Origin of the sequence: Sphingomonas phyllosphaerae 5.2, assembly GCF_000419605.1 — a bacterium.
Lineage (GTDB): Bacteria > Pseudomonadota > Alphaproteobacteria > Sphingomonadales > Sphingomonadaceae > Sphingomonas > Sphingomonas phyllosphaerae_B.
Map to the genome: position 1 here is coordinate 3341354 of NZ_ATTI01000001.1, position 22882 is coordinate 3364235.

At 68.2% G+C, this 22882-nt stretch carries 26 protein-coding genes and 1 tRNA gene; 12 read left to right on the top strand and 15 right to left on the bottom strand.

The features are described from left to right. Positions 1-262 precede the first annotated feature (262 nt). From SPHPHY_RS0115910 to SPHPHY_RS0115930, 5 genes are all read right to left on the bottom strand, one after another. Complete coding sequence (locus SPHPHY_RS0115910; RefSeq protein ID WP_022687681.1) at positions 263-613, bottom strand: tetratricopeptide repeat protein; 351 nt, start codon at positions 611-613, stop codon at positions 263-265. A gap of 190 nt (positions 614-803) precedes the next feature. Further along, on the bottom strand, positions 804-1232 hold the full coding sequence (locus SPHPHY_RS0115915; RefSeq protein ID WP_043130100.1) for an ExbD/TolR family protein: 429 nt from the start codon (positions 1230-1232) through the stop codon (positions 804-806). Between the two features lie 22 nt (positions 1233-1254). Continuing rightward, complete coding sequence (locus tag SPHPHY_RS0115920) at positions 1255-1722, bottom strand: ExbD/TolR family protein (RefSeq protein ID WP_022687683.1); 468 nt, start codon at positions 1720-1722, stop codon at positions 1255-1257. A gap of 117 nt (positions 1723-1839) precedes the next feature. After that, on the bottom strand, positions 1840-2631 hold the full coding sequence (locus SPHPHY_RS0115925; protein WP_022687684.1) for a MotA/TolQ/ExbB proton channel family protein: 792 nt from the start codon (positions 2629-2631) through the stop codon (positions 1840-1842). A gap of 70 nt (positions 2632-2701) precedes the next feature. Beyond that, positions 2702-3373, bottom strand: coding sequence for an energy transducer TonB (locus SPHPHY_RS0115930; RefSeq protein WP_022687685.1), 672 nt, complete (start codon positions 3371-3373; stop codon positions 2702-2704). 224 nt (positions 3374-3597) lie between these two features. On the opposite strand from SPHPHY_RS0115930, the gene SPHPHY_RS20405 reads away from it, so the two are divergent. Further along, on the top strand, positions 3598-4482 hold the full coding sequence (locus SPHPHY_RS20405; protein WP_022687686.1) for a hypothetical protein: 885 nt from the start codon (positions 3598-3600) through the stop codon (positions 4480-4482). On the opposite strand, the gene SPHPHY_RS0115940 is transcribed toward SPHPHY_RS20405, so the two are convergent. Continuing rightward, on the bottom strand, positions 4457-4837 hold the full coding sequence (locus SPHPHY_RS0115940) for a dihydroneopterin aldolase (protein ID WP_022687687.1): 381 nt from the start codon (positions 4835-4837) through the stop codon (positions 4457-4459). The genes SPHPHY_RS20405 and SPHPHY_RS0115940 overlap by 26 nt on opposite strands. Beyond that, positions 4834-5466, bottom strand: coding sequence for a glutathione S-transferase family protein (locus SPHPHY_RS0115945; protein ID WP_022687688.1), 633 nt, complete (start codon positions 5464-5466; stop codon positions 4834-4836). Before SPHPHY_RS0115945 ends, SPHPHY_RS0115940 begins: the two co-directional genes overlap by 4 nt. 145 nt (positions 5467-5611) lie before the next feature. On the opposite strand from SPHPHY_RS0115945, the gene SPHPHY_RS0115950 reads away from it, so the two are divergent. The 4 genes from SPHPHY_RS0115950 to SPHPHY_RS0115965 are packed head-to-tail and all read left to right on the top strand — an operon-like array spanning position 5612 to position 8488. Then, positions 5612-6121, top strand: a complete 510-nt coding sequence (locus tag SPHPHY_RS0115950; protein WP_022687689.1) for a GNAT family N-acetyltransferase — start codon at positions 5612-5614, stop codon at positions 6119-6121. 38 nt (positions 6122-6159) lie between these two features. Then, positions 6160-6720, top strand: a complete 561-nt coding sequence (locus SPHPHY_RS0115955) for a DUF1285 domain-containing protein (RefSeq protein ID WP_022687690.1) — start codon at positions 6160-6162, stop codon at positions 6718-6720. Then, a complete protein-coding gene (locus SPHPHY_RS0115960) occupies positions 6717-7304 on the top strand; it encodes a CoA pyrophosphatase (protein WP_022687691.1) in 588 nt (195 codons plus the stop codon). The genes SPHPHY_RS0115955 and SPHPHY_RS0115960 overlap by 4 nt, the downstream gene beginning before the upstream one ends. Then, positions 7292-8488 (top strand): CCA tRNA nucleotidyltransferase, encoded by a 1197-nt coding sequence (locus SPHPHY_RS0115965; protein WP_022687692.1) that lies wholly within the window; start codon positions 7292-7294, stop codon positions 8486-8488. The genes SPHPHY_RS0115960 and SPHPHY_RS0115965 overlap by 13 nt, the downstream gene beginning before the upstream one ends. Here the strand turns inward: SPHPHY_RS0115965 and SPHPHY_RS0115970 are convergent. Further along, positions 8458-10125 (bottom strand): putative bifunctional diguanylate cyclase/phosphodiesterase, encoded by a 1668-nt coding sequence (locus tag SPHPHY_RS0115970; protein ID WP_022687693.1) that lies wholly within the window; start codon positions 10123-10125, stop codon positions 8458-8460. The genes SPHPHY_RS0115965 and SPHPHY_RS0115970 overlap by 31 nt on opposite strands. A 132-nt stretch (positions 10126-10257) precedes the next feature. Beyond that, positions 10258-12507 carry a DNA topoisomerase IV subunit A gene (gene parC / locus SPHPHY_RS0115975; protein ID WP_022687694.1) on the bottom strand — a complete coding sequence of 750 codons (2250 nt, stop codon included), beginning with the start codon at positions 12505-12507 and terminating at the stop codon, positions 10258-10260. 82 nt (positions 12508-12589) lie between these two features. Between parC and SPHPHY_RS20410 the strand changes: the two genes are divergently transcribed. From SPHPHY_RS20410 to purQ, 6 genes are all read left to right on the top strand, one after another. Beyond that, entirely contained in the window at positions 12590-13747 is a 1158-nt protein-coding gene (locus tag SPHPHY_RS20410; protein WP_022687695.1) for an OpgC family protein, read from the top strand. A gap of 44 nt (positions 13748-13791) precedes the next feature. Then, the gene (locus SPHPHY_RS0115985) at positions 13792-14628 is read left to right on the top strand and encodes an alpha/beta hydrolase (RefSeq protein ID WP_043131409.1); all 837 of its coding nucleotides are present in this window, start codon (positions 13792-13794) and stop codon (positions 14626-14628) included. Further along, the gene (locus tag SPHPHY_RS0115990; protein ID WP_043130105.1) at positions 14628-15446 is read left to right on the top strand and encodes a DUF4349 domain-containing protein; all 819 of its coding nucleotides are present in this window, start codon (positions 14628-14630) and stop codon (positions 15444-15446) included. The genes SPHPHY_RS0115985 and SPHPHY_RS0115990 overlap by 1 nt, the downstream gene beginning before the upstream one ends. A 100-nt stretch (positions 15447-15546) precedes the next feature. Beyond that, entirely contained in the window at positions 15547-16326 is a 780-nt protein-coding gene (purC, locus tag SPHPHY_RS0115995) for a phosphoribosylaminoimidazolesuccinocarboxamide synthase (RefSeq protein WP_022687698.1), read from the top strand. Positions 16327-16371: 45 nt separating this feature from the next. Beyond that, a complete protein-coding gene (purS, locus tag SPHPHY_RS0116000) occupies positions 16372-16602 on the top strand; it encodes a phosphoribosylformylglycinamidine synthase subunit PurS (protein ID WP_022687699.1) in 231 nt (76 codons plus the stop codon). Then, entirely contained in the window at positions 16599-17267 is a 669-nt protein-coding gene (purQ, locus tag SPHPHY_RS0116005) for a phosphoribosylformylglycinamidine synthase subunit PurQ (RefSeq protein WP_028057005.1), read from the top strand. The genes purS and purQ overlap by 4 nt, the downstream gene beginning before the upstream one ends. 62 nt (positions 17268-17329) lie before the next feature. Here the strand turns inward: purQ and SPHPHY_RS0116010 are convergent, their stop codons facing one another. Next, on the bottom strand, positions 17330-18073 hold the full coding sequence (locus tag SPHPHY_RS0116010; protein ID WP_022687702.1) for a queuosine precursor transporter: 744 nt from the start codon (positions 18071-18073) through the stop codon (positions 17330-17332). A 57-nt stretch (positions 18074-18130) separates the two neighbouring features. On the opposite strand from SPHPHY_RS0116010, the gene SPHPHY_RS0116015 reads away from it, so the two are divergent. Then, positions 18131-18207, top strand: a tRNA-Arg gene (locus SPHPHY_RS0116015). Between the two features lie 21 nt (positions 18208-18228). Here SPHPHY_RS0116015 and SPHPHY_RS0116020 read toward each other — a convergent pair. The 5 genes from SPHPHY_RS0116020 to SPHPHY_RS20415 all read right to left on the bottom strand — a co-directional run bounded on the left by SPHPHY_RS0116020 (position 18229) and on the right by SPHPHY_RS20415 (position 22863). Continuing rightward, the gene (locus tag SPHPHY_RS0116020; RefSeq protein ID WP_022687703.1) at positions 18229-19548 is read right to left on the bottom strand and encodes a GntP family permease; all 1320 of its coding nucleotides are present in this window, start codon (positions 19546-19548) and stop codon (positions 18229-18231) included. A 140-nt stretch (positions 19549-19688) separates the two neighbouring features. Continuing rightward, on the bottom strand, positions 19689-21029 hold the full coding sequence (locus SPHPHY_RS0116025; RefSeq protein ID WP_156025121.1) for a hypothetical protein: 1341 nt from the start codon (positions 21027-21029) through the stop codon (positions 19689-19691). Between the two features lie 28 nt (positions 21030-21057). Next, positions 21058-21774: a hypothetical protein gene (locus SPHPHY_RS0116030; protein WP_022687705.1), complete on the bottom strand. Its 717-nt coding sequence runs from the start codon at positions 21772-21774 to the stop codon at positions 21058-21060. A 1-nt stretch (position 21775) separates the two neighbouring features. Continuing rightward, positions 21776-22486 carry a C39 family peptidase gene (locus SPHPHY_RS0116035; RefSeq protein ID WP_022687706.1) on the bottom strand — a complete coding sequence of 237 codons (711 nt, stop codon included), beginning with the start codon at positions 22484-22486 and terminating at the stop codon, positions 21776-21778. A gap of 2 nt (positions 22487-22488) precedes the next feature. After that, a complete protein-coding gene (locus SPHPHY_RS20415; protein ID WP_022687707.1) occupies positions 22489-22863 on the bottom strand; it encodes a hypothetical protein in 375 nt (124 codons plus the stop codon). Positions 22864-22882 lie beyond the last annotated feature (19 nt).

Consider the following 22882-nt stretch of genomic DNA (forward strand, 5'->3'; position numbering starts at 1 on the left):
CGACGCTCGAACTCATGAATCCTCCAGCAAGTGCGCGACTGTCCGAGGCCTTGAGCAGGCTTCAACGCTTCCTTTCGCCGGGAAGCGTCGCGATCAGCGGAGCCGAGATGAGCGGCCTGCAACGTCTCAATGGGCCTGGCCACGGCGCGAGCCACAGCCTTATGCCGACAAGTCGGAGCCGAAAGTCCCAATCTGAAAAGGCACGAACTACAAGGATGTGTGTGCCCGGCGCCACAAGAGTGGCGCACGGGTCACACAGGCGTCAGCGCGTCGCCATCGTCGTTGCAAGGCGCGAGAGACCCTTCTGCGCCAACGCGTGCGAGGACTGGACGCTGCCATCTGCCATGTCCATCGCCACCGGTTCGCTGCCGAGCACCTCCCCATAGAGCGCCCGTGCCTGTGCATCGCGCCCGGTGCGGGCATATACCGCGGCCAGGTTGAGCATCAATTCAGGACGTTCCGGGAAGATCGCCCGCTCCGCCTGCAGCGTACGCTCGGCATCGACCATACTGCCGGCAGCGATCGCCTGATATCCAACCCGGTCCTTGGCGAAGGCCGGCACGGCTACCATCGTTGCGATCGCGAGTGCCGGGATCATCAGCTTGTTTCGCATTTCACCCTCCTGTCCATAACGCGATCAACGCTCGCGTTACGCTTTTGTGACATGAAGGTGTCATTTATTTGACAACCACGCAAGAGCGATCTGCGGCCGCCTGACCCACCGAAACACGCCTCGGACAAACGAAAAAGGGCGGCCCCACAGGACCGCCCGTTCACTCGCCGGATCACGACCGCAGATGCGATCAGAAATCCTTGTAATATTGCTCGTTACCGACGAATCCAAGCTTGGTCACGTTCGACCGCTTGATGTCGGCCAGCGTCTGGTCGACCACGTCGTAACGTGTCGCCGGATCGGGCTGGAACTGCAGTTCCGGCTCCGGGCTCATCGCCGCCGAAGTGTCGAGATACTGGCGCAGCACGGCCGAGTTGACTGGCGTACCGTTCCAGGTGATCCCGCCCGCAGCGTCGATCGCGATCTTGTTCTTGATCGGATCGACCGGCGGCTTCTGTGCCTTCGGGTCGTTGACCGGAAGATCGACCTTCACGGCATGCGTCGGGACCGGAAGGGTGATGATGAACATGATGAGGAGAACGAGCATGACGTCGATCAACGGCGTCGTGTTCATCTCCATCATCGGCTCGCCGTCATCGCGGCCTGCACTCATTGCCATGTCAGCTACTCCTTACCTGCCGTCAGCCGGCGACGGTCGGCTGCGAGATGAACCCGACCTTGGCAAAGCCGGCCATCTGCATGTTGTAGATCGTACCCGCCACGCAGCGCCACGGCGTGTTGACGTCCGCGCGCACGTGCGCTTCCGGCAATTCGAGATCGGGGTTGCCGGGTCCACCCTGGCGATCGATCTCGGTCTTCAGCTTGGCGACCGCACGGTCCAGCAGTTCCTGATGGGTCACGGGGGTCACGCCCCAATAGACCTGGCAGGTGCCGTTGTTGCCGGCCACCGACAGCGACACGTTCTCGGGCTTGGTCACGGTCGGGTCGAACCGAACGCTGGGCAACTTGATGCCCTTGACCGTCTGGATCGCGACCGGAACCGCGATCAGGAAGATGATGAGGAGAACCAGCATGACGTCCACGAGTGGCGTCGTGTTGATGTCCGACATCGGTTTTTCAGCGGTATCCCCGCCAACGCTCATCGCCATGGATCAGGCTTTCCTATTCCTTCGTTCCGCCGCACCGCCGTCACCCGATCGTGGCAGCTGCGCGGCGGGAGGTGATCGACGGGGCCACCACACCGGCGGCCCCGCATACACCATCGCTTACGGGCGAGTCTGCACGCCGCCGGCCTGGCCGGCCGTCGTGGTCGCCACCGCCGGCTTCACCGGCGCCTTGGCGACGGTGCTGCCGATGGCCGGACGAACCGCGCCGTTCGAGGCCAGGAAGCCCAGCACGTCGTTCGAGAAGGCCGACAAGTCCTCTGCGATCGACTTGTTGCGGCGCTGCAGCCAGTTGTAGGCGAGCACCGCCGGGACGGCGACGACCAGGCCGAGCGCGGTCATGATGAGCGCCTCACCGACCGGACCGGCGACCTTGTCGATCGACGGATCGCCCGACGCACCGATCTTGATCAGCGCGCGGTAGATGCCGACCACGGTACCGAACAGGCCGATGAACGGCGAGGTCGCGCCCACGGTCGCCAGGAACGCCAGGCCACCGCCGAGCTTCGAGTTGATCGCTGCCTCCGAACGCGCGAGCGAGCCGTGCAGCCAGTCATGCGCCTCGACCGGATCGGTCAGCTTCGAGTGCTGCTCCTGAGCGGACAGGCCGTCGTCGACCAGCTGCTTGTAGGCGGAATTCTTCTCGAGCTTGGCCGAACCCTCGCGCAGCGAGTTGCTGTTCCAGAACTGCGACCGGACGCGCTTGGCCTGGTTGATGATCTTCTGCTGCTCGAAGAGCTTCGAGAAGAGGATGTAGAAGGACACAACCGACATCACCACGAGGATGGTGAAAACCGACTGCGAGATGATACCGCCTTCCTTCAGCGCCTGCTGCAGGCCGAACTGGTTCTCGGCTGCCGCGGTCCCACCCGCGGCGAGGATGTTGATGATCATTCGGTTTCTTCCTTAAGCCAGATAAGTTGTCGGCCGGCGATGCTGGTCCGCGCGGCCATGGTCACGCGGATCAGTTGGTTGGCAGCACCCATCGCACCGGCAGCGTATAGCTGGAGGCGATCGGATTACCGCTGGCGTCCTGCGCGGGCGAGAAACGCACGCGGCTCTTGGCGATGCGACAGGTCGCCTGATCGAGCGCCGAGGAATTACTCGACGTCGTCACGACGCAATCCGTCACGCGGCCATCGGTGCCCACGGTCAGCTTGGCGACGACACGTCCCTGTTCCTCGGCGCGGATCGCCGACGGGGGATAGTTGTCGGCACCGAAGAACTGGCCCGGGTTACCCTTGAGACCGGCAGCCTTGCTGACCGCAGGTGCGGGCGGCGCGGGCGGCGCGGGCGGAGCAGGCGGAGCGACCGTCGGCGTGGCCACATAGACCGGCGGCGGAGTCGGCACCGTCGCGACCGTCACGGGCGGCGGATTCGGATTGCGCACGATCGGCGGCGGCGACACCACCGGCGGCGGCGTCATCGGCGTATCGGGCGGCGGGGGCGGCGGCTCCTCCGGCGGCGGGGGCGGTGGCTCCTCGACGTCGAACGTGTTCAACTTCTCGACCTGCTTCTTGACGAAATTCGTCGCGAGGCCGGTTATGAAGGCATAGCCAAGAGCAACGTGGATCAGCGCGACGATTACCAGCGCGCCTACCTTGCCCCCGCTCATCTTCTGGTCAGAATAGGCCATTCAGCAACGAAACTCCCTCATCCTGCGGCCCGTGGCGTGGCCGGATCGCGACCCGGCCGGGTTGTTTACCTTTCCGTAGCGCCCAATAGGCTACCACAGACACACAAGTCCTATCGCGCCCGTTTTGGGAGCGCAAACGCTTTGTCGGACGCAACAAACGTACAACCGGACTGCGACGTTTTTATTTCTGTATCGTTTGTGCGCGCGCGTCTATCCCGTACGTCATGACAAAGCGTATTTTTTTCCTGTTTTACACCGCCAGTCTGATTGCGCTCCCGGCCGCGGCCCCTCCCGCCGCCGCCCAACAGGCGCCAGCCACGGTCGCGACAACGCTCGGCTACGCCGATCTCGCCGACCTTGTCATCGCCAGCCCCCTCGTGATCGACGCGACGATTCGCTCTGCCTCGCGGATCAAGGGAGCCGAGGCGGACGGGCTGGCCGCGGGCAGGACGCGTTTCTACGTTGAGGCGGACGTGGGAACGCTGGTGCGCGGGGCCAGCGCGATTCCGGCGCGGGTCGGCTGGATCGTCGATGTCGCGCCCGACTGGCGCGGACGCACGCCGTCGCTGAAAAAGCGTCGCGTCCTTGCCTTTGCGCGTCCCGTTGCGGGACGCCCCGGGCAAGTTCAGCTCGTCGAACCCGACGCGCAGCACGATTGGAGCACCGCGTTGGAGCAGCGCGTTCGTGCGCTCGCCTCTGAAATCGTCGCACCCGATGCGCCCCCGGTGGTGACGGAGGTCGGCAATGCCTTCCACGTGCCCGGTGCGCTGCCCGGCGAGGGAGAGACGCAGATATTCCTGCGCACGCGCGACAATCGTCCCGCGGCGCTGTCGGTCCTGCGGCGGCCGGGCGAGCAGCCGCGCTTCTCGGTCGCGCTCAGCGAGATCATCGATGACGCGGCCGCGGCGCCGCGGCGCGACACCTTGCTATGGTATCGCCTCGCCTGCGCGCTGCCGGCGACGCTGCCGGAACGCAGCACCGCCTCGCTCGCGCCGGAAGATGCGACGCAAGCGCAGGCCGACTATGCGTTCGTGATCGAACAACTCGGGCCGTGTCGCGCGGCCCCCGCCCAGGCCACCCCGGTCAGCGGCGGTGACGGACCAGCGTGATCCCGATCGATTCGCCAGCCTCGGCGATCGCCAGCTTGACGATCTTCACCTTCACGCGCCGCACGCGCGCGTCCTGGAGGAACAGCGTCTCGGCGATATGATCGGCGACCGCTTCGATCAGCGTGAAATGCCCGGCGGTCGACAAGGCGTCCGTCGCGGCATGTTTCAGGTCGAGGTAATTCTTCGACGCCGACAGCGGCGTGTCGGGCGCATAATGCGACGGCGCGTCCAGCAGCACCGTCAACGCAATCCGCAGCGGCTGCGGCAGGTGCGTTTCCTCGGAGTAGATGCCGGTCAGCACCTGCACCTCCAGGTCGTGAACCTCGAGTTCGAGCGTGTCGCGGGCGTCGCTCATGCCGTCGCACTCGGGCGCGACGAAGCCGATTCGTGCCAGCGGATCAGGTTCGTCGCCTCTTCGGACACGACCAGCTTCGCGGCGCGCGCGAAATCCACCGTGACCAGCGCGGTGATATCGGCGAAGCTGTAGCGGTCGCCCGCAATCCACTCGCTGTCGGCCAGCCGCGCGTCGAGCGTGGCGACGAACGTGCCCCACATCGTCCGGCCCCGGCCCGCGAGCGCCGGAATCTGCTCCAGCCGGGGCCAGTTTCCCGCCTCGGCACGTCCGGCGAACGACGTCGCGGTGTTGCGCAGCACGTAGGCCGCCGCCGCATAACCCTCGGTCTCGATCCGCCGCGTCCACGCCGCGACGCGCGCGATCTCCACCGGGCGCGCGCCGAACAGCGGCGGATCGGCGTGCATCGCCTCGAAGAAGCGGCAGATCGCGGTCGAATCGCCGATCACCTCGCCGTCGTCGAGCTGCAACGCCGGCACGGTGCCGCGCGGATTGATCGCGAGATAGGCGGGTTGCAGATGCTCACCGGCGCGCAGGTCGACCGCGACGCGCTCGACCGAGATCGCCTTTTCAGCGAGGTAGATCCGCACCCGGCGCGGGCTGGGCGCGTGATCGGCGTCGTAGAGCTTCATTCGGTCAACCCGGTTGCATTCCCCGACCGCCCGCCACGAGGGGGCCCCTGACGACCGGCAATGTCCGTTGCCGATCGCAAGGCTCCGCCCTAAAGCCCGCGCGCCCGGGCGTCCACCTCGATCGCGGGCAGGAGGAAGCACGGGCGTGATCCAGACGGTGCCGATCGGATCGGTGGCGAATGCCGCGGTGGAGCGATTGCTCGATCGCGCCTTCGGTCGCGACCGTCACCTGCGCACCGCTTATCGCCTGCGCGCCGGGACGCATGCGATCCCCGCGCTCAGCTTCGCGCTGGTGGAGGACGGCAACGTGCTCGGCTCCATCCAATGCTGGCCGGTGCGGCTCGACGGCGACGACGGCGTCGTGCATCCGCTGGTGCTCGTCGGCCCGGTCGCGATCGTCCCCGAACGGCAGCAGGAGGGGCTGGGGCGGCGCCTGATGGAGGCCGCGCTGGCCGCAGCCGCGGATGGGCCACCGCTGGTGCTGATCGGTGATCCCGAATATTACGGGCGCTTCTTCGGCTTCGACGCCGCAGCCACCGCCGCGTGGCGCCTCCCGGGCCCCGTCGAGCGCCACCGCCTGCTCGCCCGCGGCGCTGGCGTACCGGACGGTGCGGGCGTGCTCGGCCCACGTGCCACGGCGAGCGCGGCGGCCTGACCTTTACCGCGGCGGACGCGCATCCTAGGTGAACGGTCATGCCGATGGCCCCGCCCCCCGATTTCGACGCGCTGACGATCGCCGACATCGCGCGGCTGGCCGACAGCGATCGCCTGCCGCCGGTCGAGCGCTGGCACCCGTCGCATTGCGGCGACAGCGAGATGCGGATCGCGCGCGACGGGACATGGTTCCACCAGGGCGCGCCCCTCGTCCGCCCGGCGATGGTCCGCGCGTTCAGCCGCGTGCTGCGCCGCGAGCCGGACGGCAGCCATGTGCTGGTCACCCCGGTCGAGAAGCTCGACATTGCGGTCGAGGACGCACCCTTCGTCGCGCTGGAAATGAAGATCGAGGGCGACGGTCGCGATGCGAGCCTCGCGTTCCGGCTCAACACCGGTGAACTCGTCGTCGCCTCCGCCGACCACCCGTTGCGCTTCGAGGAGCGCGACGATGGCCCACACCCCTATCTGCACGTCCGCGGTGGCTTGGAAGCGTTGGTGGCACGATCGGTCTATTACGAACTGGCCGAACGCGCGCTGGCCGGCGACGCCGATCCACCGGGAGTGTGGAGCGCGGGCGCGTTCTTCGCGCTGCAAGCGTGACGCTCGCAGAACGGCTGGCCGCAGCGCTCGCCACGCCGACGGGCGCGGCGGCGCTGGACGGCGACGATCACGAGCTGCCGGGCGACGACACGCTCACCCCGGCGGCGGTGCTGGTGGCGATCACTGATCGCGCAACGCCGGGGGTGCTGCTGACCCAGCGCACCGAGACGCTGCGCCGCCATGCCGGGCAAGTCGCATTTCCCGGCGGGCGGGTCGATCCGGGGGAGGACGTGGTGACCGCGGCGCTGCGCGAAGCCGAGGAGGAGATCGCCTTGCCACGTTCGGCGGTGACCCTGATCGGCACCTCCGACGCCTATCGCACCGGCACCGGGTTCCGCATCACGCCCGTGATCGGTGTCGTCCCGCCCGACCTGCCGCTGGTGCCCAGCGAGGCGGAAGTGGCGAGCGTGTTCGAGGTGCCGCTTGCCTTTCTGCTCGACGCGGCGAACCATCGCCCGGCATCGGCGATGTTCGAGGGGCGCGAGCGTCGTTACGTGGAGATGCTGTGGGACGATCGGCGCATCTGGGGGGCGACCGCGGGGATGATCGTGAACCTTTCACGGCGATTGCGATGGCCGGCATGACGCTGCCCGACGCCGCATGGCGCCGCCGGCCGGGGCTGGACCGGCTGACTGCGGCGCTCGACGCCGCGCACGGCCACGCGCGCTGGGTGGGCGGCGCGGTGCGCGATTCGCTGCTCGGCCTGCCGGTCGCCGACCTCGATCTCGCGACCAGCTTCGCGCCCGAGGACGTGGTGCGGCGACTCGCCGCTGCCGGGATCAGGTCGGTACCGACCGGGATCGCGCACGGCACCGTCACCGCGATCGCCGACGGCACGGTGGTGGAGGTGACGACGCTGCGCCGCGATGTCAGCACGGACGGGCGTCACGCGGTGGTCGCCTTTTCCGACGACTGGCGCGAGGATGCCGCGCGCCGCGATTTCACGATGAACGCGCTCTACGCCGATCCGCTGACGGGCGAGATATTCGACTGGTTCGGTGGGCTCCAGGATCTCGCGGCGCGACGCGTGCGCTTCATCGGCGATCCGTACCGCCGCATCGCCGAGGATCACCTGCGCATCCTCCGCTTCTTCCGCTTCCACGCGCGCTTCGGGGATGCGATCGACGACGCCGGGCTGGCCGCATGTACCGCGCGCGCCAACGACCTGATGGCGCTCAGCCGCGAGCGGATCGCGGCCGAACTGCTGAAGCTGCTGGTCGCGCCCGGTGCGGTCGCGGTCGTGACGCTGATGGAAGCCCGCGGCATCTTCCGCCCCGTCGTGCCGGAGATCGACGCCGACGGCGTGGCACGTTTCAAGGATCTCGCGGTGAGCGAGGCGGCGGCACACGTCGCGGCTGACTCGATCCGCCGACTCGCCGCGCTGGTCGCTCCCGAGGCCGCGGAGGCCGTCGGTGCGCGCTTGAAGCTGTCGAACGCCGATCGCAAGCGGCTGATACAGGCCACCGGCGGCATCGGCGACGAAGGCCCGCTGGCGCTGGGCTATCGCGCCGGGATCGAGGGGGCAGTAGACCGGCTGCTGCTCGCCGGCGGCGATCCGCGCCCGCTGCTTGGGTGGGAACGGCCGACGCTTCCGATCGGCGGCGGTGCGCTCGTCGCGCGCGGGCTGGGCAAGGGTCCGGACGTCGCGCGCACGCTGCGCGCGATCGAGGATCGCTGGATCGCGGAAGGCTTCCCTGCCGCCGGGCGCGTCGCAGCGATCGCCGACGATGAAGTGGCTCAGGCGTTGCTGGCGCGCAGGAACTCGTAGGCGTCCTCGGGTTCGAGCGGGCGGGCATAGGCATAACCCTGCCCGAACGTGCACCCCATCGCCGCAAGCGTGCGCCCGACCTCGTGCGCCTCGATCCCTTCCGCGACCGTGGCCATGCCCAGCGCCTGCGCCAGGCCCAGGATCGCGCGGACGATCGCCACCTTGTCGCGATCGGTCAGCAGCCCGGTGACGAAGCTGCGGTCGATCTTCAGCAAGTCGATCGGCAGCTTCTGAAGCGAGGCCAGGTTCGAGAAGCCGGTCCCGAAATCGTCCATCGCGATCGCGACGCCCAGCCCCTTCAACCCGGTCAGCACGCGCGCGATCCGGTCCGGGTCGGCGATCAGCGCGCTCTCGGTGATCTCCAGCTTCAGCCGCTCGCCCGCCAGCCCGGTATCGCAGAGCGCGCGCTCCACGAGCGCCGGGATCGAATCGCGCTGCAACTGGATCGGCGACAGGTTGACGGCCACCGAAACGCCGCAGCACCCGCCGGCGCGCGCATCCCACTCCGCCAGCCGTCGCAGCGCGCTGTCGAGCGCCCAGCGTCCCAGCGGTACGATAAGCCCGGATTCCTCCGCGACCGGAATGAACCGCCCCGGCTCGTGGCGCACGCCCTGATCGTCGGTCCAGCGCGCCAGCGCCTCGAACCCACTGACCCGGCCGGTCGCCAGGTCGCGGATCGGTTGGTAGACGAGATGCAGCTGCTCGCTCTCGATCGCGCGGCGCAACGCGGTCTCCATCGCGAATTCCTCGCGCGCCGAATCGAGTGCGCGGGTCTGGTACGCTTCGGCGGCCTTGGTCGATTTCGACTTCTTCATCGCCACTTGCGCGTGGCGGATCACGTCCTCGGCATCGCCTACCCCGGCATCGCCGAACGCGATCCCGATCGCGCACGACACCCGCAACTCATATTCGCTGAGTCGAAACGGCGTCGCCAGCGCTTCCCGGATCCGCCGCGCGACCTGATCCGCCTCCTCGCGTCCGGCATCGATCGTCAGCAATATCCCGAATTCGTCGCCGCCGGTTCGCGCCAGCGTATCGGAGCCGCGCAGCGCACCCTTGATGCGGCGCGCCACCGTGATGAGCAGTTCGTCCCCGGTCAGCGACCCCAGGCAGGCGTTGAAACGGCTGAACCGTTCGAGGTCGATCATCAGCACCGCCCAATGTGCGGTCCCCTGCGCGATGCTCGTCTCCAGTGCATCGGTGAAGCCGCTACGGTTCGGCAGCCCGGTCAGGCTGTCGGTCGCCATCTCGCGACGCAGCGTCTCTTCGGTGCGCACCTCGGCGGTCTGGTCGACGAAGGAGACGATGCACGCTTGATCGCTGCGGTGCGGCAATCGCGACAGGTTGACCCGGTAATGCCGCCGCTCGACGGTGCCGCCGGTCTGCCAGTCGCGCTCCTCGCTCTGCCCGGACGACGCCAGGAATGCCGCGACCATCGACGCGATGTCCGGTTCGTCGAGCAATCCGGCGCGGGCGAACGCGCGATTGTGCACCTCGCGTTGCACGATTCCGTCGCGCGCCGCCAACAGCGCCAGCGGGATCGGCACCAGCTCCAATGCCCCGTCGCGCGCAGACAATGCCGACGACTTGGGCCGGGTCGCCAATTGCCTCGTCAGCCATGTCGCGCGCGTTGCCATCACCGACGGCACTAGCGGCGAAGGGTTAAGGCGAGCTTTAACCCCCTGCCTGATCGTATACTGCGTCTTCTCAATACACTTGCGACACGATATCGAACGATGTCCGGCCGGCGATGATAACGGGCGCTACGTTCAGAAACGATTGTCGCGCGGGAAGCCGGTGGGCGGCATCCGCCCGGCCGCGCCCCGCGCGGTGCGCCATTGCGACAGGTCGGTTTCGGTCCGCGTCCGCCCGCTGCCGCCGCCCATCGCCCAGCTGAGTCCCTCCGCGAATACCAGGGTCCGCGCATCGGCCAGCCCGCCGTCGCGATAGCGTTGCAATTGCACGCCTTGCCCACGCGTCATTTCCGGCAGCTCGGAGATCGGGAACAGCGCCAGCTTGCGATTGTCGCCGATCACCGCGACGAAATCGTCGCTCCCGCCGACCGGTCGAACCACGGTCAGCGCCGCGCCGGGGCGCGGGGTGACGACCGTCTTCCCCTTGCGCGTCTCGGCGATCACGTCGCCGACCGGCACCATGAAGCCCCGCCCGTCGCTGGCGGCGACCAGCAGCCGCGCAGCGCGCGCCGCGCTCAGCAGGGCGACGATCGGCACGCTCCCGTCGAGATCGATCGAGGCGCGCACCGGCTCGCCGAAGCCGCGCCCGCCCGGCAATTTGTCCGCCGCCAGCGTGAAGAAGCGCCCGTTACCCGCCGCCAGCAGCAATTTGTCGGTCGTCTGCGCGTGAAAGGCGAAGGCCGGACCGTCGCCTTCCTTGAATTTCAGCGTCTCCGGCGCGGACAGGTCGCCATGCCCCTTCATCGCCCGGATCCAGCCACGTGCCGAGAGGATCACGGTGATCGGCTCGCGCTCGATCATCGCCTCCAGCGGGATGTCACGCGCCGCCGCCTGTTCCTCGATCGTCGTCCGCCGCGCGCCCAGCACCGTCTCGGGGCCATAACGGTCGCGGACCTTGCGGAAATCGGCCTTCAGTCGCGTGCGCTGCTTCGCCTCGGAGCCGACCAGCGCCGTCAGCGTCGCCTGCTCCTTCTCCAGCGCCTCCCGCTCGCGCCGCAGTTCCATTTCCTCCAGCCTGCGCAACGAGCGCAGCCGCATGTTGAGGATCGCCTCGGCCTGCCGGTCGGTCAGTTCGAACTCGGCGATCATCACCGCCTTCGGCTCGTCCTCGGTGCGGATGATCTCGATGACGCGGTCGAGGTTGAGGAAGGCGACGATATAGCCGCCGACCAGCTCCAGCCGGTCGGCGATCTTGCGCAGCCGGTGCTCGGTCCGGCGCCGCAGCACGACGAACTGATGCTCGACCCATGCCGCCAGCGCCGCGCGCAGGCTCATGACCCGTGGCGTACGGTCCTTGTCGAGGACGTTCAGGTTGAGCGGGACGCGCACTTCCAGGTCGGAGAGCCGGAACAACCCGTCCATCAATACCTGCGGATCGACCGTGCGGCTGCGCGGCTCCAGCACCATGCGGATTTCCGAATCGCTCTCGTCACGCACATCGGCGAGGATCGGGAACTTGCGGTCGTTGATCAGGCCGGCGATCTGCTCGATCAGCTTGCCCTTCTGGACGCCGTACGGGATCTCGCTGACCACGATCGTCCACGCCCCGCCCTTCTCGCGCTCGATCGCCCAGCGCGCGCGGACCCGGAACGCGCCACGCCCGGTGGCATAGGCCTCGGCGATGATCGCGGGCGGATCGACCAGCAGCCCGCCGGTCGGGAAATCCGGCCCCTTCACATGTTCGAGGATCGCGGCATCGTCGGCATCCGGCCGGTCGACCAACAGGATCGCGGCCTCCATCAGCTCGGCGGCATTGTGCGGCGGCACGCTCGTCGCCATGCCGACCGCGATGCCGGCCGCGCCGTTCGCCAGCAAATTGGGGAACGCGCCCGGGAACAGCTCTGGCTCCTGCTCCTCCCCGTTATAGGTCGCGCGGAACTCGGTCGCGTCCTCGTCCAGCCCGTCCATCAGGTCGATCGCGACCTGCGTCAGCCGTGCCTCGGTATAGCGGTAGGCGGCGGCGTTATCGCCGTCGATGTTGCCGAAATTGCCCTGCCCGTCGACCAGCGGGTAACGCAGCGCGAAATCCTGCGCGAGGCGCACCATCGCGTCATAGACCGACTGATCGCCGTGCGGATGGTATTTACCGATCACGTCGCCGACGACCCGCGCGCACTTCTTGTAGCCGGACGCCGGATCGAGTCGCAGCAGCCGCATCGCCCACAACAGCCGTCGATGCACGGGCTTCAACCCGTCGCGCACGTCGGGCAGCGACCGCGCGGTGATCGTCGACAGGGCATAGACGAGATACCGCTCGCTCAACGCACTGTCGAACGGAGCGTCCAATATGCCGATCGGGGGGTTGTCGGAAAGGTCGCTGGCCATGAAGGGGGGCAGTTAACAGGCGGGAGCCCCCGCGTTAAGAGGCTGGTGGTCGACAATCGCGATCACCACGGCGGGAGCGCGAATGCCACGTTACGGACTGATCGACGGCCTGCGCGGCTTCTTCCTTGTCTTCATGCTCATCAATCACCTGATCTTCCAGGGCGATTACTGGATGCAACAGGTCAACCACAACAAGCTGGCGTTCGTGGAGGATGCGCAGGGATTCGTCTTCCTTTCCGGGTTGATGATCGGGTTGGTCTACGGCCGCAAGATGCTCAGATCGGGTTATCACGAGGGGCGGCGGCAGGTGTGGCGGCGCGCGTTCCAGCTGTATCGCTGGGCGATCGGCATCGTCGTCGCGGTGCTGATCGCGCGCGCGCTGCTGCCGGGTGCGCCGCAGGCGTGGGGCAATTGGCTGGGGCATACCAGCCTCACCGGTGATCCGCTGCGACTGGCGGCGATTGCGGCGTTCCTTTTCCAGCCGACCGTCATGGACATCCTGCCGCAATACGTCCTCTACATGCTGGTCGCGCCGCCGATCCTGCGCTGGTGCCTCGACGGGCGCGTGGTGCCGGTCGCCACCGCATCGGCCCTGCTGTGGATCGCCGGCCAATTGTCGATGCAGCGCATCGTCACCGATCCGGTGGGGCAGTGGGTGACCGCCGCGGACGGTCAGGGCCTGCGCGCCAGCTTCAACCTGCTCGGCTGGCAGGCGGTGTTCTTCTCGGGGATGATCGCCGGCGCGCTGACCGCCTCCGGACGCGTCGAATGGCACCGCCTGTTCCGCGCCGATGCCGCGACGCCGGCCAAGGTGGCGCTGGCCTTCTGCGTGTTCTTCGCGCCGCTGCGGCTGTTCAGCGCTTATGGCCGATTGCCGCAATGGCTGATCGACAAGATCGACCTGCTCGGGATCCGCGGCGATTTCGGACCGATCTACCTCGTCAACTTCGTCGCGGCGACGGTGGGGCTGACGTGGCTGCTGATCGCCGGCGCGGATCATCACCGTGCGGCGGTCCGGCGCGTGGCGGCGGCGACGCGCGGGCTGTTCTCGCTGCGCTTCCTGCGCCTGCTCGGGCGCCACTCGCTTCACGTCTATGTCTGGCATGTCGCGATCGTCTATGCGGCCTTCTATGTCGACCAACGTCACGGACCCTTTTCGCAATGGCTGAAGACGCTGACCGCATTGGCCGGCGTCGCCTTGCTGGCGCTGCCGGCGTTGTGGCGCGAGCGCCGCGCCTGATCGCGCTTGCCGTCGCGCTGTCCGCCACGGCATGTACCCCGGCCATGCCGCATTCGCTGCTCACCTGGGACGATCTCGCCAGCCGCGCGCGCGCGGTGCCCGACGCCACGATCGCTTACGGCGCCGATGCGATGCAGAAGGTCGACGTGTGGCTGCCGAAGGGCAAGGCGCCGCATCGCACCGTGCTGATGGTGCACGGCGGCTGCTGGCAGACCACGATCGCCGACCGGCGGTTGATGGACTGGGTGGCCGACGACCTGCGCCGCGCCGGCTATGCGGTGTGGAACATCGACTATCGCGGCGTCGATCGCGCCGGCGGCGGCTATCCCGGCACCTTCGCAGACGCCGCCGCGGCCGCCGACGCGCTGCGCACCCATGCCGCACGCTTCGGGCTCGATACGTCGCGTGTCGTCGCGGTCGGCCATTCGGCGGGCGGGCACCTCGCGCTGTGGCTCGCCGGACGACCGCGCCTTCCCGCCACCAGCCCGCTGGCCACGCGCGATCCGCTGCGCATCGCGCACGTCATCAGCCTCGGCGGCCTCCCCGATCTCGAAGCGACCGCCGCCAGCCCGGACAATGGTTGCGGCACCGGGGTCGTGGCGAAACTCGTCGGCACCGGCCGGCCCGACCCCTATGACGACACTTCGGTTCCGCGCCTGCTCCCGCTCGGCGTCCCGCAGGAGCTCGTCAACGGCCGGGCCGATCGCATCATCCCCTTCCGGATGGCCACCGACTATGTCGCCCGCGCCCATGCCGCGGGTGACCACGCGACGCTGCACGAAGTTCGCGACACCGGCCACGTCGAGCTGGTCACGCCGGACACCGCAGCGTGGGCGGAGACGAAGCGGCTGATCGCAGCCGCCTTCGCGAGGAGGAAATGATGCGGCACCTGCTCTTCGTGCTCGCGCTGCTGCTCGCGGCCTGCAGCAGCCAGCCGGACGGCGGCAAGCTCGCCAGCTTCGACACGCAGGAAGCCGCCGCCAAGGACGGCGACGCACCGCAGATCGCCTACAGCTACGCACTCGCCTACCGCCTCGCCCCCGGCACGCTCGATGCGGTGCACCGCGCGCACCTCGCCTTGTGCCGCAGCCTCACGCCGCAGCGCTGCATCGTGATGGAGGATGCCGTCACGCACAATCCGCGCGGCGACGATGCCGGCAGCATGCGGCTGCTGGTCGACGCGCAGCTTGCCGGCACCTTCGGGCAGCGACTCGACGGTCGCGTGGCCGAGGCCGGCGGCGGGCTGCAATCGCGCCGTGTCACCGCCGAGGATGTGACCAGGCAGGTCGTCGACGTCGAGGCGCGGCTGCGCGCGAAGCAGGCGCTGTCCGACCGGCTGCTGAAACTGATCCGGAACGGCGGCGGCAGCGTCGGCGATCTCGTCGCCGCCGAGAAAGCCTATGCCGAGGTCCAGCAGGAACTCGATGCCGCACGTTCGCTGCGCGCCGAACTGCAGCGTCGCGTCGCGATGTCGGCGCTGACCATCGCCTATGCGGTCATCCCGGCCGGTGGCGTCTGGGCGCCGGTCCGCACCGCTTTCGGCCAGGGCGGCGATTCGTTCGCGGTCAGCGCGGCGGCGGCGATCACCTTCGTCATCGCCGCGACGCCGTGGCTGGTGATCGTCGGTCCGGCGATCTGGCTGCTGATCCTCGGCTGGCGGCGCTTCCGTCGCTGGCGCGCGAACCGGTCACGCGCGTGATTTGCAGCCCCCGCCCCCTTCCCCTATAGCCACGCCTGATTCCCCGCCCCGGCCGTCCGCAAACCTGCGCCGCCGGGGCGCTTCTTTTCGAGGGGCAAGCATGGCACGCAGGCGGCAGATCTACGAAGGCAAGGCGAAGATCCTCTACGAGGGTCCGGAGCCCGGCACGCTGATCCAGTATTTCAAGGACGACGCCACCGCCTTCAATGCCCAGAAAAAGGGCACGATCAACGGCAAGGGCGTGCTCAACAACCGTATCAGCGAGCATATCTTCACGCTGCTCGACCATATCGGCGTGCCGACGCACTTCATCCGCCGCCTCAACATGCGCGAACAGTTGATCCGGCAGGTCGAGATCGTACCGATCGAGGTCGTGGTCCGCAACGTCGCCGCCGGCTCGCTGTCGAAGCGGCTGGGGATCGAGGAGGGCGTGAAGCTGCCGCGCACGATCCTTGAATATTATTACAAGGACGACGCGCTCGGCGATCCGATGATCTCCGACGAACATATCGCCGCGTTCGGCTGGGCCAGCCAGGAGGAGATGCACGACATCGCCGATCTGGCGATTCGCGTGAACGACTTCCTCAGCGGGCTGTTCGCCGGCGTCGGAATCCGGCTGGTCGACTTCAAGCTGGAATTCGGCCGCATCTGGGACAACGACTACGGCCGCATCATCCTGGCGGACGAGATCAGCCCGGACGGTTGCCGCCTGTGGGACATGGTCTCCAACGAGAAGCTCGACAAGGATCGCTTCCGTCGCGATCTCGGTGGCGAGGTCGAGGCCTATCAGGAGGTCGCCCGCCGGCTCGGGCTGTTGCCCGAAGGCGGCGACACCGCGGTGCTCGACCTCGAAGAACATCGCAAGAGCCGCGGAAAGTAACCACCGGCTTGCCCCGGCGCGCGCGCCGGGGCATAGCGCGCGGCCATGAAACTGCGCATCTACGTGACGCTGAAACCCGGCGTCCTCGACCCCCAGGGCAAGGCGATCGAACACGCGCTGGCCGGCCTCGGCTTCGGCGGCGTACACGGCGCGCGCGTCGGCAAGCTGATCGAGCTCGATGTCGCCGACGAGACCGCGGACGCGGACGTCGACGCGATGTGCCGGCAGTTGCTCGCCAACACCGTCATCGAGAATTACCGGATCGAGCGCGCGTGAAGACCGCCGTCATCGTCTTCCCCGGCTCCAACTGCGACCGCGACATCGCGGTGGCGCTGGAGCGGGCGACCGGCACCGCGCCGCAGATGGTGTGGCACCGCGATACCGAATTGCCCGCCGGAATCGGCGTTATCGCGGTACCAGGCGGCTTTTCCTACGGCGATTACCTGCGTTCCGGGGCACTGGCGGCGCGTTCGCCGATCATGACGGCGGTGCGCGAACAGGCCGCACGCGGGCTGAAGGTGCTCGGCGTCTGCAATGGTTTCCAGGTGTTGACCGAGGCCGGGCTGCTGCCGGGTGCGCTGATGCGCAACGCCGGGCTGAACTTCGTCTGCCGCGACGTCGCACTGACGATCGAGAACGCCGCCACCGCCTTCACGCGCGGCTATCGCGCTGGCGAGCGGGTCAGCTTTCCCGTCGCGCACCATGACGGAAATTACGTCGCCGATCCCGAGACCCTCGACCGACTCGAAGGCGAAGGCCAGGTCGCGTTCCGCTACGCCGAGCCGCTCAACGGAAGCGCGCGCGACATCGCCGGGATCGTCAGCGCCGATGGCAACGTGCTTGGCATGATGCCCCACCCCGAACGCCGTATCGAGCCGGCACACGGCGGCGACGACGGCCAGCGGATGTTCGCCGGCTTGCTGGAGACGGTCGGGGCGTAAGGTTTGGCGGCTCGACCCGTCTTCGACCGCCGTCGCTCCGTTCGTTACGACGGTATTGCCCGTCAGACCCGCGTCCGGAACGGCGTGAAATCGGTCTCGCGGTCGTATACGTCCAGCCCCTCCGCCTTCTTCAGCGCCCCCACCACCAGATAGGTGAGCGGCGTCAGCAGCACTTCCCACCCCACCTTCAGCGCCCATTGCGTGAACAGCACGACGACCACCAGATGCGGAGTCCACCCTTCGGCGCCCCAGAACGCCAGCGGATAGAAGATCAGGCTGTCCACCGCCTGCCCCGCAATGGTCGAGCCGATCGTCCGCATCCACAGGTGCCGCCCTTCGCTCAGCACCTTCATGCGTGCCAGCACATAGGAATTGACGAATTCCCCGGCCCAGAACGCGCACATGCTGGCGAACACGATCCGCGGCACCTGCCCGAACACCGTCTCGTACGCCGCCTGGTTGCGCCAATCCGGGGCGGGCGGCAGCGCAACGACCACCCAGGCCATCACCGCCATGAACAGAGTCGCCGCGAACCCGACCCAGATCACGCGCCGCGCGCGGGCATAGCCATAGACCTCGGTCAGCACGTCGCCGATGATATAGCTGACGGGAAAGAACAGGATACCGGCGCCGAACGGCCAGTCACCGATGCCGGGCAACCGCACCTGCGCCACCTTGCCCGCGCCCAGCACGTTCGACAGCAACAGGATCGCGACGAACGCCGCCATCACCAGGTCGTAGTGGCGAAGCCGTCCGCCATCTACCCGGTCCGCCGCGACCGGCGTTACGCGTGGAACCTCCGCCATGCCCCGATCATGCCCCCCATTCCTTCGGCCGGCAATCCGCGCTAGGCGGATCGGCGGGCGCCCGTAGCTCAGTTGGATAGAGCAAGGAGCTTCTACCTCCTTGGTCGGGGGTTCGAATCCCTCCGGGCGCGCCACACCCTCGCGTATTGCCGGCCCTAGACAGCGCGCAGGACAGCGTCGAGCGACAGAACGAAGACCAGTCCGAACACGCCGACCAGCGTTTCCATCATCGACCACGACCGGAACGTGTCGCGTAGCGACAGCCCGAAATATTCCTTGAACATCCAGAAGCCCGAGTCATTCACATGGCTGCACATCAGGCTGCCCGCCCCGATCGCCAGCACCATCAGATTGGCGTCGGCGCCGGTGGCGACGATCACTGGCTGGATCAATCCGCCCGCGGAAAGCCCCGCCACCGTCGCCGAACCGACGGCGATGCGGATCACGCACGCCAGCAACCAGCCCAGCGCGAGCGGCGGCAGTGGCAGCTGCGCGAGTTGCGCGGCCAGCGTCTTGTCGGCACCGCTTTCCACCAGCACCTGCTTGAGCGCACCCGCACCTGCGATGATGAGCAGGATCGGCGCGATGTCGCGGATCGCGACCCCGAAGCCGTCCATGATCTCGGCGCGCGAGAGTCCGGCGCTCCGCCCCAGGGCAACCATGCCGACCGCGATCGACAGCAGCAGGACGATGGTGGGGTTTCCGATGAAGCCGATCGCCGCTGCGGTGGCGGGTGCGAGCGGGGCGTAATGCAACGCGGTCGCCCCCGCGATCAACACCACCGGCAACAGCGCGCAGGCGAAGCTCGCAAAGGCGCCGGGCAGCGCCCGCTCACGCGCGGCCGTGGCCGCATCGAACAGCGGCGACGCCGTGGTTGCGATGCCCTTCAGGGTCATTGCGAACAGCGGACCCGCGATCGCGAGCGTCGGGATGCCGACCATCAATCCATAGATCAGCGTGACGCCGAGGTCGGCGTTCAGCTGCGCCACGACTGCGGTGGGGGACGGATGCGGCGGCAGGAAACCGTGCGCGATCGACAGGCCCGCCAGCAACGGGATGCCGACATGCACCGCCGGCAACCCCGCGCGGCGCACGATCGAGAAGATCAGCGGCACCATGAGGACGAAACCGACATTGTAGAACAGCGGGATGCCGACGAGGAAACCGGTCGCGGCCATCGCGATCGGCAGGCGCGACGGACCGCACAGACCGATCAGCGTATCGGCGATCCGCTGCGCGGCACCGCTGTCGGCGATCAGCTTGCCGAGGAACGCGCCCAGCACGATCGTGATCACGACCGGCCCGATCGTGTCGCCGATGCCCTTCTCGATCGCGCCCGGGATACGCGCGAGCGGAACGCCGAGCAGCAATGCGGCGAACAGCGCGGCGATGACGAAGGCCAGGAAAGGCGGCGCGCGCAACGTGACCAGCACGATCAATACCAGCAGCGCCGCGACGATCGAGAACAGGATCATATCGCGCGTTCGGTCATCCGGACCCTCCCCTTTTCGTCGGCGCAGCATGGCCGCACGGGCGCAGCGGGGCAAGCGCGCGCGGTTAACCGGCTATTGGGTCCAGCAGCCCGCCGCGACGACCACCTTCGGGAGGAATCCGATCAATAAGCGTTGAAGGTGAACGGGATTCGCAACGTCGTCCGGACGTCCGCGGCATCGTCGGTCGCGCCAACCTCGACGTTCCAGTTGATCGTCGTGCTGGGGGACGTACGATAGCTGACGCCGAAGAGCAGCCGACCGATCTGAAGGTCGCGGCTCACCGCGGTCATCGCCTCGCCGAGTTCCTGCGTTGTCTGGTTCAGCGACCGCACCCGCGTCTTCGTCCCCAGCGCCCAGGTCTGCGCATAACCGAAGCTGATCGAGGTGCGCGGGTTCAGCGCGATGGCGATGCCCGCGCTGGCGGATGGCTGGCTGCCCGGTGCGACGCGCTCGATGTACGCTGCGCCGATCTGCCGGTTGATGTCGCGCGCGAAATTGTAGGTATAGCCAAGCGTCGCGAACAGCACCGCCGGGTCGGTCGGAAGAATGGCGGTCAGGTTCGGCGTAAGGCCCCAGAAGCCGGCGCCGGTCGCGCCCTTCAACGCATTGCCCAGCGGGTCGCGGCGGACGCGGAACGGGTCGGTGCCGGTCGGCGCCACCGCCTGCACGCCGGCGATCAGGTAGGGCGCACCGTTCTTGCCGTCGGTGAACTGGTAACGCAGCCCGAAATCCACGTCGCCGATGTTCGCGCCGCTGACCGGGCGGTCTAGTTGCCCGGCATTGGGTTCGGTCGGATTGGCGACCGGCGCCAGCACCGACTTGTCGGAGCGGTACACGAACGGCAGCCGGCCGTTGACCTCCAGCCTGCTGGTCAGCCCCAGCCGCCCGACCGTGCCGACCGTCAACACGTCCTGCCGGCTTTCGTTGATGTCGAACACGCCGATCAGCACCGCTTCCGGGATCTGCACGCCACGGAACACCACCTGGTTGCGGTCGGCGCGCGCATATTCGAAGTTGACCTCGACCGTCGCCCGTCCCGCCTTGGTGATGATCCCGCCCTGTTCGGAGAGCACCGCGACTTGCACCTGCCGCTGGTCGGACGGCGCCTCGCCGACGGTCTGCACCTGCCCCGCGGCGGAGGCGGATGGCGGCGGCGCCGGCGGCGGGGACGCCGGCAACGGCACGCCGCCGGGCGGCAGCGCGGTCTGCGCGACCTGGCTCCCCGCAGTGCCGCGTCCCGACAGGCGCGCTTCCAGCCGATCGATCCGCGCACGCTGTTCGTCCAGCGCGCGCTGCTGGCGGTCAAGCTCCTGCCGCTCGGTGGCCAGCGTTCGGCGCAGGTCCTCCCCGTCGTCCACCGCGGCGGGTATGGCCGCGGTGGCCGGCGACACCGGCTGCTGTGCCCACGCCGGGGCGGCGATCAGGCCGAGGGAAAGAAATGCACTGGAGGCCGCGGTTCGCATCGATTCAGTATCCCCTTTTCCTGTCTGCTCAGCGCGGTCCAGCGGCCTCGGTCGCGATCCGGTTGATCATCAGCACGCCGTTCATCAGCCCGGCCGGCAGCCCGACCAGATTGACGTTGACGGTGCTGACGGTGTCGATGACGCGGTCGTTGGCGGTGTTCGAGATGACCGCCCCCGTCGCCTGACCCACCAGATGGCGGATCTCGGTCGTCGGCGTCACCAATTGCACCTGGCTCCCGCGATCGTCGCTGGTCAGCCGGATAGCGCCCGGCCCCGCGGCGACCGCCGGACCGTTCGCGGTGACCCGCACCGGGGTCTCGCCCGCGGCGTCCAGCCAGCCGGCGGTCGGTCCCGACACGATGTTCACCGCCGCGGGTGCGCCGGCGGCGGGCGCGGTCACGACGGTGCCGGTGGGCGTGCGCGAGACCGAGACCGTCGGCCAGTTCGGATCGCCGGTGGCGACCGTGACGGTGCCCGGCGCTTCGCTGGGGCTGGTCGTGCCGTCGGTGAACACACGCAGCCCGGCGGCCTCGCTGGAAAAGATCGTGTGCAGTGCCAGCACACCGTCGATGCGGGTCTGGATATCGATGCCGATCGCGACGTTCAGCCCGTTGGGCAACATCAATCCGCCGCGCATCGTCGCCAGTTCGCGATCCGGCACGCGCACCGGCGCGCCGGGAGGATCATCGCTCGTCGGCGGCGCCGCGGCGGCCAGCGCGACCGCGATCAGGGACGCGATCGACATCTCAGAACTCTCCCAGGCGTGGGCGGGTCAGCGCCAGTTGCGCGCTCTCCAGCGGGTCGGCGCTCAGGAACGGGCGACCGCGCGGCGCGCGCTCCAGGTCGGCGGCCATGTTGAAATGCGACTGCCCCACCGCGTCGCGCCCGCTGACGACGAAGAAGACGCCGTTCCATTGCTTCGCGAAACGCCCGATCGTCTCGCGGCGCAGCCCCAGCGACGGGTCGCCGAGCAGCAGCGTCTGGTCGTCGATCCCCTTGACGACGACGAAGTGCCGATAGCCGTCGAAATCGATCAGCGCGATGCCGGGCACCCGCGCCCTGGCGATCTGCTCGATGCTCACCTTGAAGCCGTCCGCCGCGATGCCACGCGCTGCCAGGTAGCGCTTCATGTCGAGGAGCGAGAAGCCCAGCCGGCGGATCTGCGCCTGGTCGCCGTCGTGGAACATGCCGAGGAAGACGCTCTGTTCGTTCTGCGGATCGGCATAGTGGAAGCGCAGCAGCGTCGCGAGCGCCGCCGATCCGCAGCTGAAATCATATTGCTGTCGCACCACCGTCTCGAACCGCCGCCCGATCAGGCTGGTCACCGGCATGGCGAAGTTGAGCGTCGGCGAGAAATTCACGATGTTGCCGCCCTCGGGCAGCGGCATCGCGGTGCAGCCGGCGGTCGCCAGCAGCGCCGCCGCCGCCCAGGAGTGCGATCGGAGCGAGCAGCGCATCGTTACTGGTTGATCGCCACGTTCACGTTCAGCGACGAATTGATGGAAACGTTGTTTCCGGTGTTCGCACTGAGCAACGACAGGCCATTGAGGTTCTGGAAGGAATTGGGGTCGAAGCTGATCGTGCCGGTCTCCGAATGGCCGTTCACGCTATTGCCGCTGACGGTGCTGGTGTTCTGCGCACGGATCACCTGCGACAGGTCCGACTGCCCGGTGACCGTCCCGAGCACCGCATTGTCGACGGGCACCGCGCCACCGAACGGAGCCGCCTGTGCCGCGCCCGCCTGCACCGAGAGCGTCGCTGGCGCCGCTTGCGCGATCGCGGTCGCAGGAAAGGCGGTGAGAAGCGACGCCGCGACGATGAAAAGGATACGCATGTCCCGATCTCCCGATCGA

Coding starts and splice junctions, on each gene's coding strand:
- SPHPHY_RS0115910 (WP_022687681.1), bottom strand. CDS start 613: ATGCGAAACAAGCTGATGATCCCGGCACTCGCGATCGCAACGATGGTA.
- SPHPHY_RS0115915 (WP_043130100.1), bottom strand. CDS start 1,232: ATGGCAATGAGTGCAGGCCGCGATGACGGCGAGCCGATGATGGAGATG.
- SPHPHY_RS0115920 (WP_022687683.1), bottom strand. CDS start 1,722: ATGGCGATGAGCGTTGGCGGGGATACCGCTGAAAAACCGATGTCGGAC.
- SPHPHY_RS0115925 (WP_022687684.1), bottom strand. CDS start 2,631: ATGATCATCAACATCCTCGCCGCGGGTGGGACCGCGGCAGCCGAGAAC.
- SPHPHY_RS0115930 (WP_022687685.1), bottom strand. CDS start 3,373: ATGGCCTATTCTGACCAGAAGATGAGCGGGGGCAAGGTAGGCGCGCTG.
- SPHPHY_RS20405 (WP_022687686.1), top strand. CDS start 3,598: ATGACAAAGCGTATTTTTTTCCTGTTTTACACCGCCAGTCTGATTGCG.
- SPHPHY_RS0115940 (WP_022687687.1), bottom strand. CDS start 4,837: ATGAGCGACGCCCGCGACACGCTCGAACTCGAGGTTCACGACCTGGAG.
- SPHPHY_RS0115945 (WP_022687688.1), bottom strand. CDS start 5,466: ATGAAGCTCTACGACGCCGATCACGCGCCCAGCCCGCGCCGGGTGCGG.
- SPHPHY_RS0115955 (WP_022687690.1), top strand. CDS start 6,160: ATGCCGATGGCCCCGCCCCCCGATTTCGACGCGCTGACGATCGCCGAC.
- SPHPHY_RS0115965 (WP_022687692.1), top strand. CDS start 7,292: ATGGCCGGCATGACGCTGCCCGACGCCGCATGGCGCCGCCGGCCGGGG.
- SPHPHY_RS0115970 (WP_022687693.1), bottom strand. CDS start 10,125: ATGGCAACGCGCGCGACATGGCTGACGAGGCAATTGGCGACCCGGCCC.
- parC (WP_022687694.1), bottom strand. CDS start 12,507: ATGGCCAGCGACCTTTCCGACAACCCCCCGATCGGCATATTGGACGCT.
- SPHPHY_RS20410 (WP_022687695.1), top strand. CDS start 12,590: ATGCCACGTTACGGACTGATCGACGGCCTGCGCGGCTTCTTCCTTGTC.
- SPHPHY_RS0115985 (WP_043131409.1), top strand. CDS start 13,792: ATGCCGCATTCGCTGCTCACCTGGGACGATCTCGCCAGCCGCGCGCGC.
- SPHPHY_RS0115990 (WP_043130105.1), top strand. CDS start 14,628: ATGCGGCACCTGCTCTTCGTGCTCGCGCTGCTGCTCGCGGCCTGCAGC.
- purC (WP_022687698.1), top strand. CDS start 15,547: ATGGCACGCAGGCGGCAGATCTACGAAGGCAAGGCGAAGATCCTCTAC.
- purS (WP_022687699.1), top strand. CDS start 16,372: ATGAAACTGCGCATCTACGTGACGCTGAAACCCGGCGTCCTCGACCCC.
- SPHPHY_RS0116010 (WP_022687702.1), bottom strand. CDS start 18,073: ATGGCGGAGGTTCCACGCGTAACGCCGGTCGCGGCGGACCGGGTAGAT.
- SPHPHY_RS0116020 (WP_022687703.1), bottom strand. CDS start 19,548: ATGATCCTGTTCTCGATCGTCGCGGCGCTGCTGGTATTGATCGTGCTG.
- SPHPHY_RS0116025 (WP_156025121.1), bottom strand. CDS start 21,029: ATGCGAACCGCGGCCTCCAGTGCATTTCTTTCCCTCGGCCTGATCGCC.
- SPHPHY_RS0116030 (WP_022687705.1), bottom strand. CDS start 21,774: ATGTCGATCGCGTCCCTGATCGCGGTCGCGCTGGCCGCCGCGGCGCCG.
- SPHPHY_RS0116035 (WP_022687706.1), bottom strand. CDS start 22,486: ATGCGCTGCTCGCTCCGATCGCACTCCTGGGCGGCGGCGGCGCTGCTG.
- SPHPHY_RS20415 (WP_022687707.1), bottom strand. CDS start 22,863: ATGCGTATCCTTTTCATCGTCGCGGCGTCGCTTCTCACCGCCTTTCCT.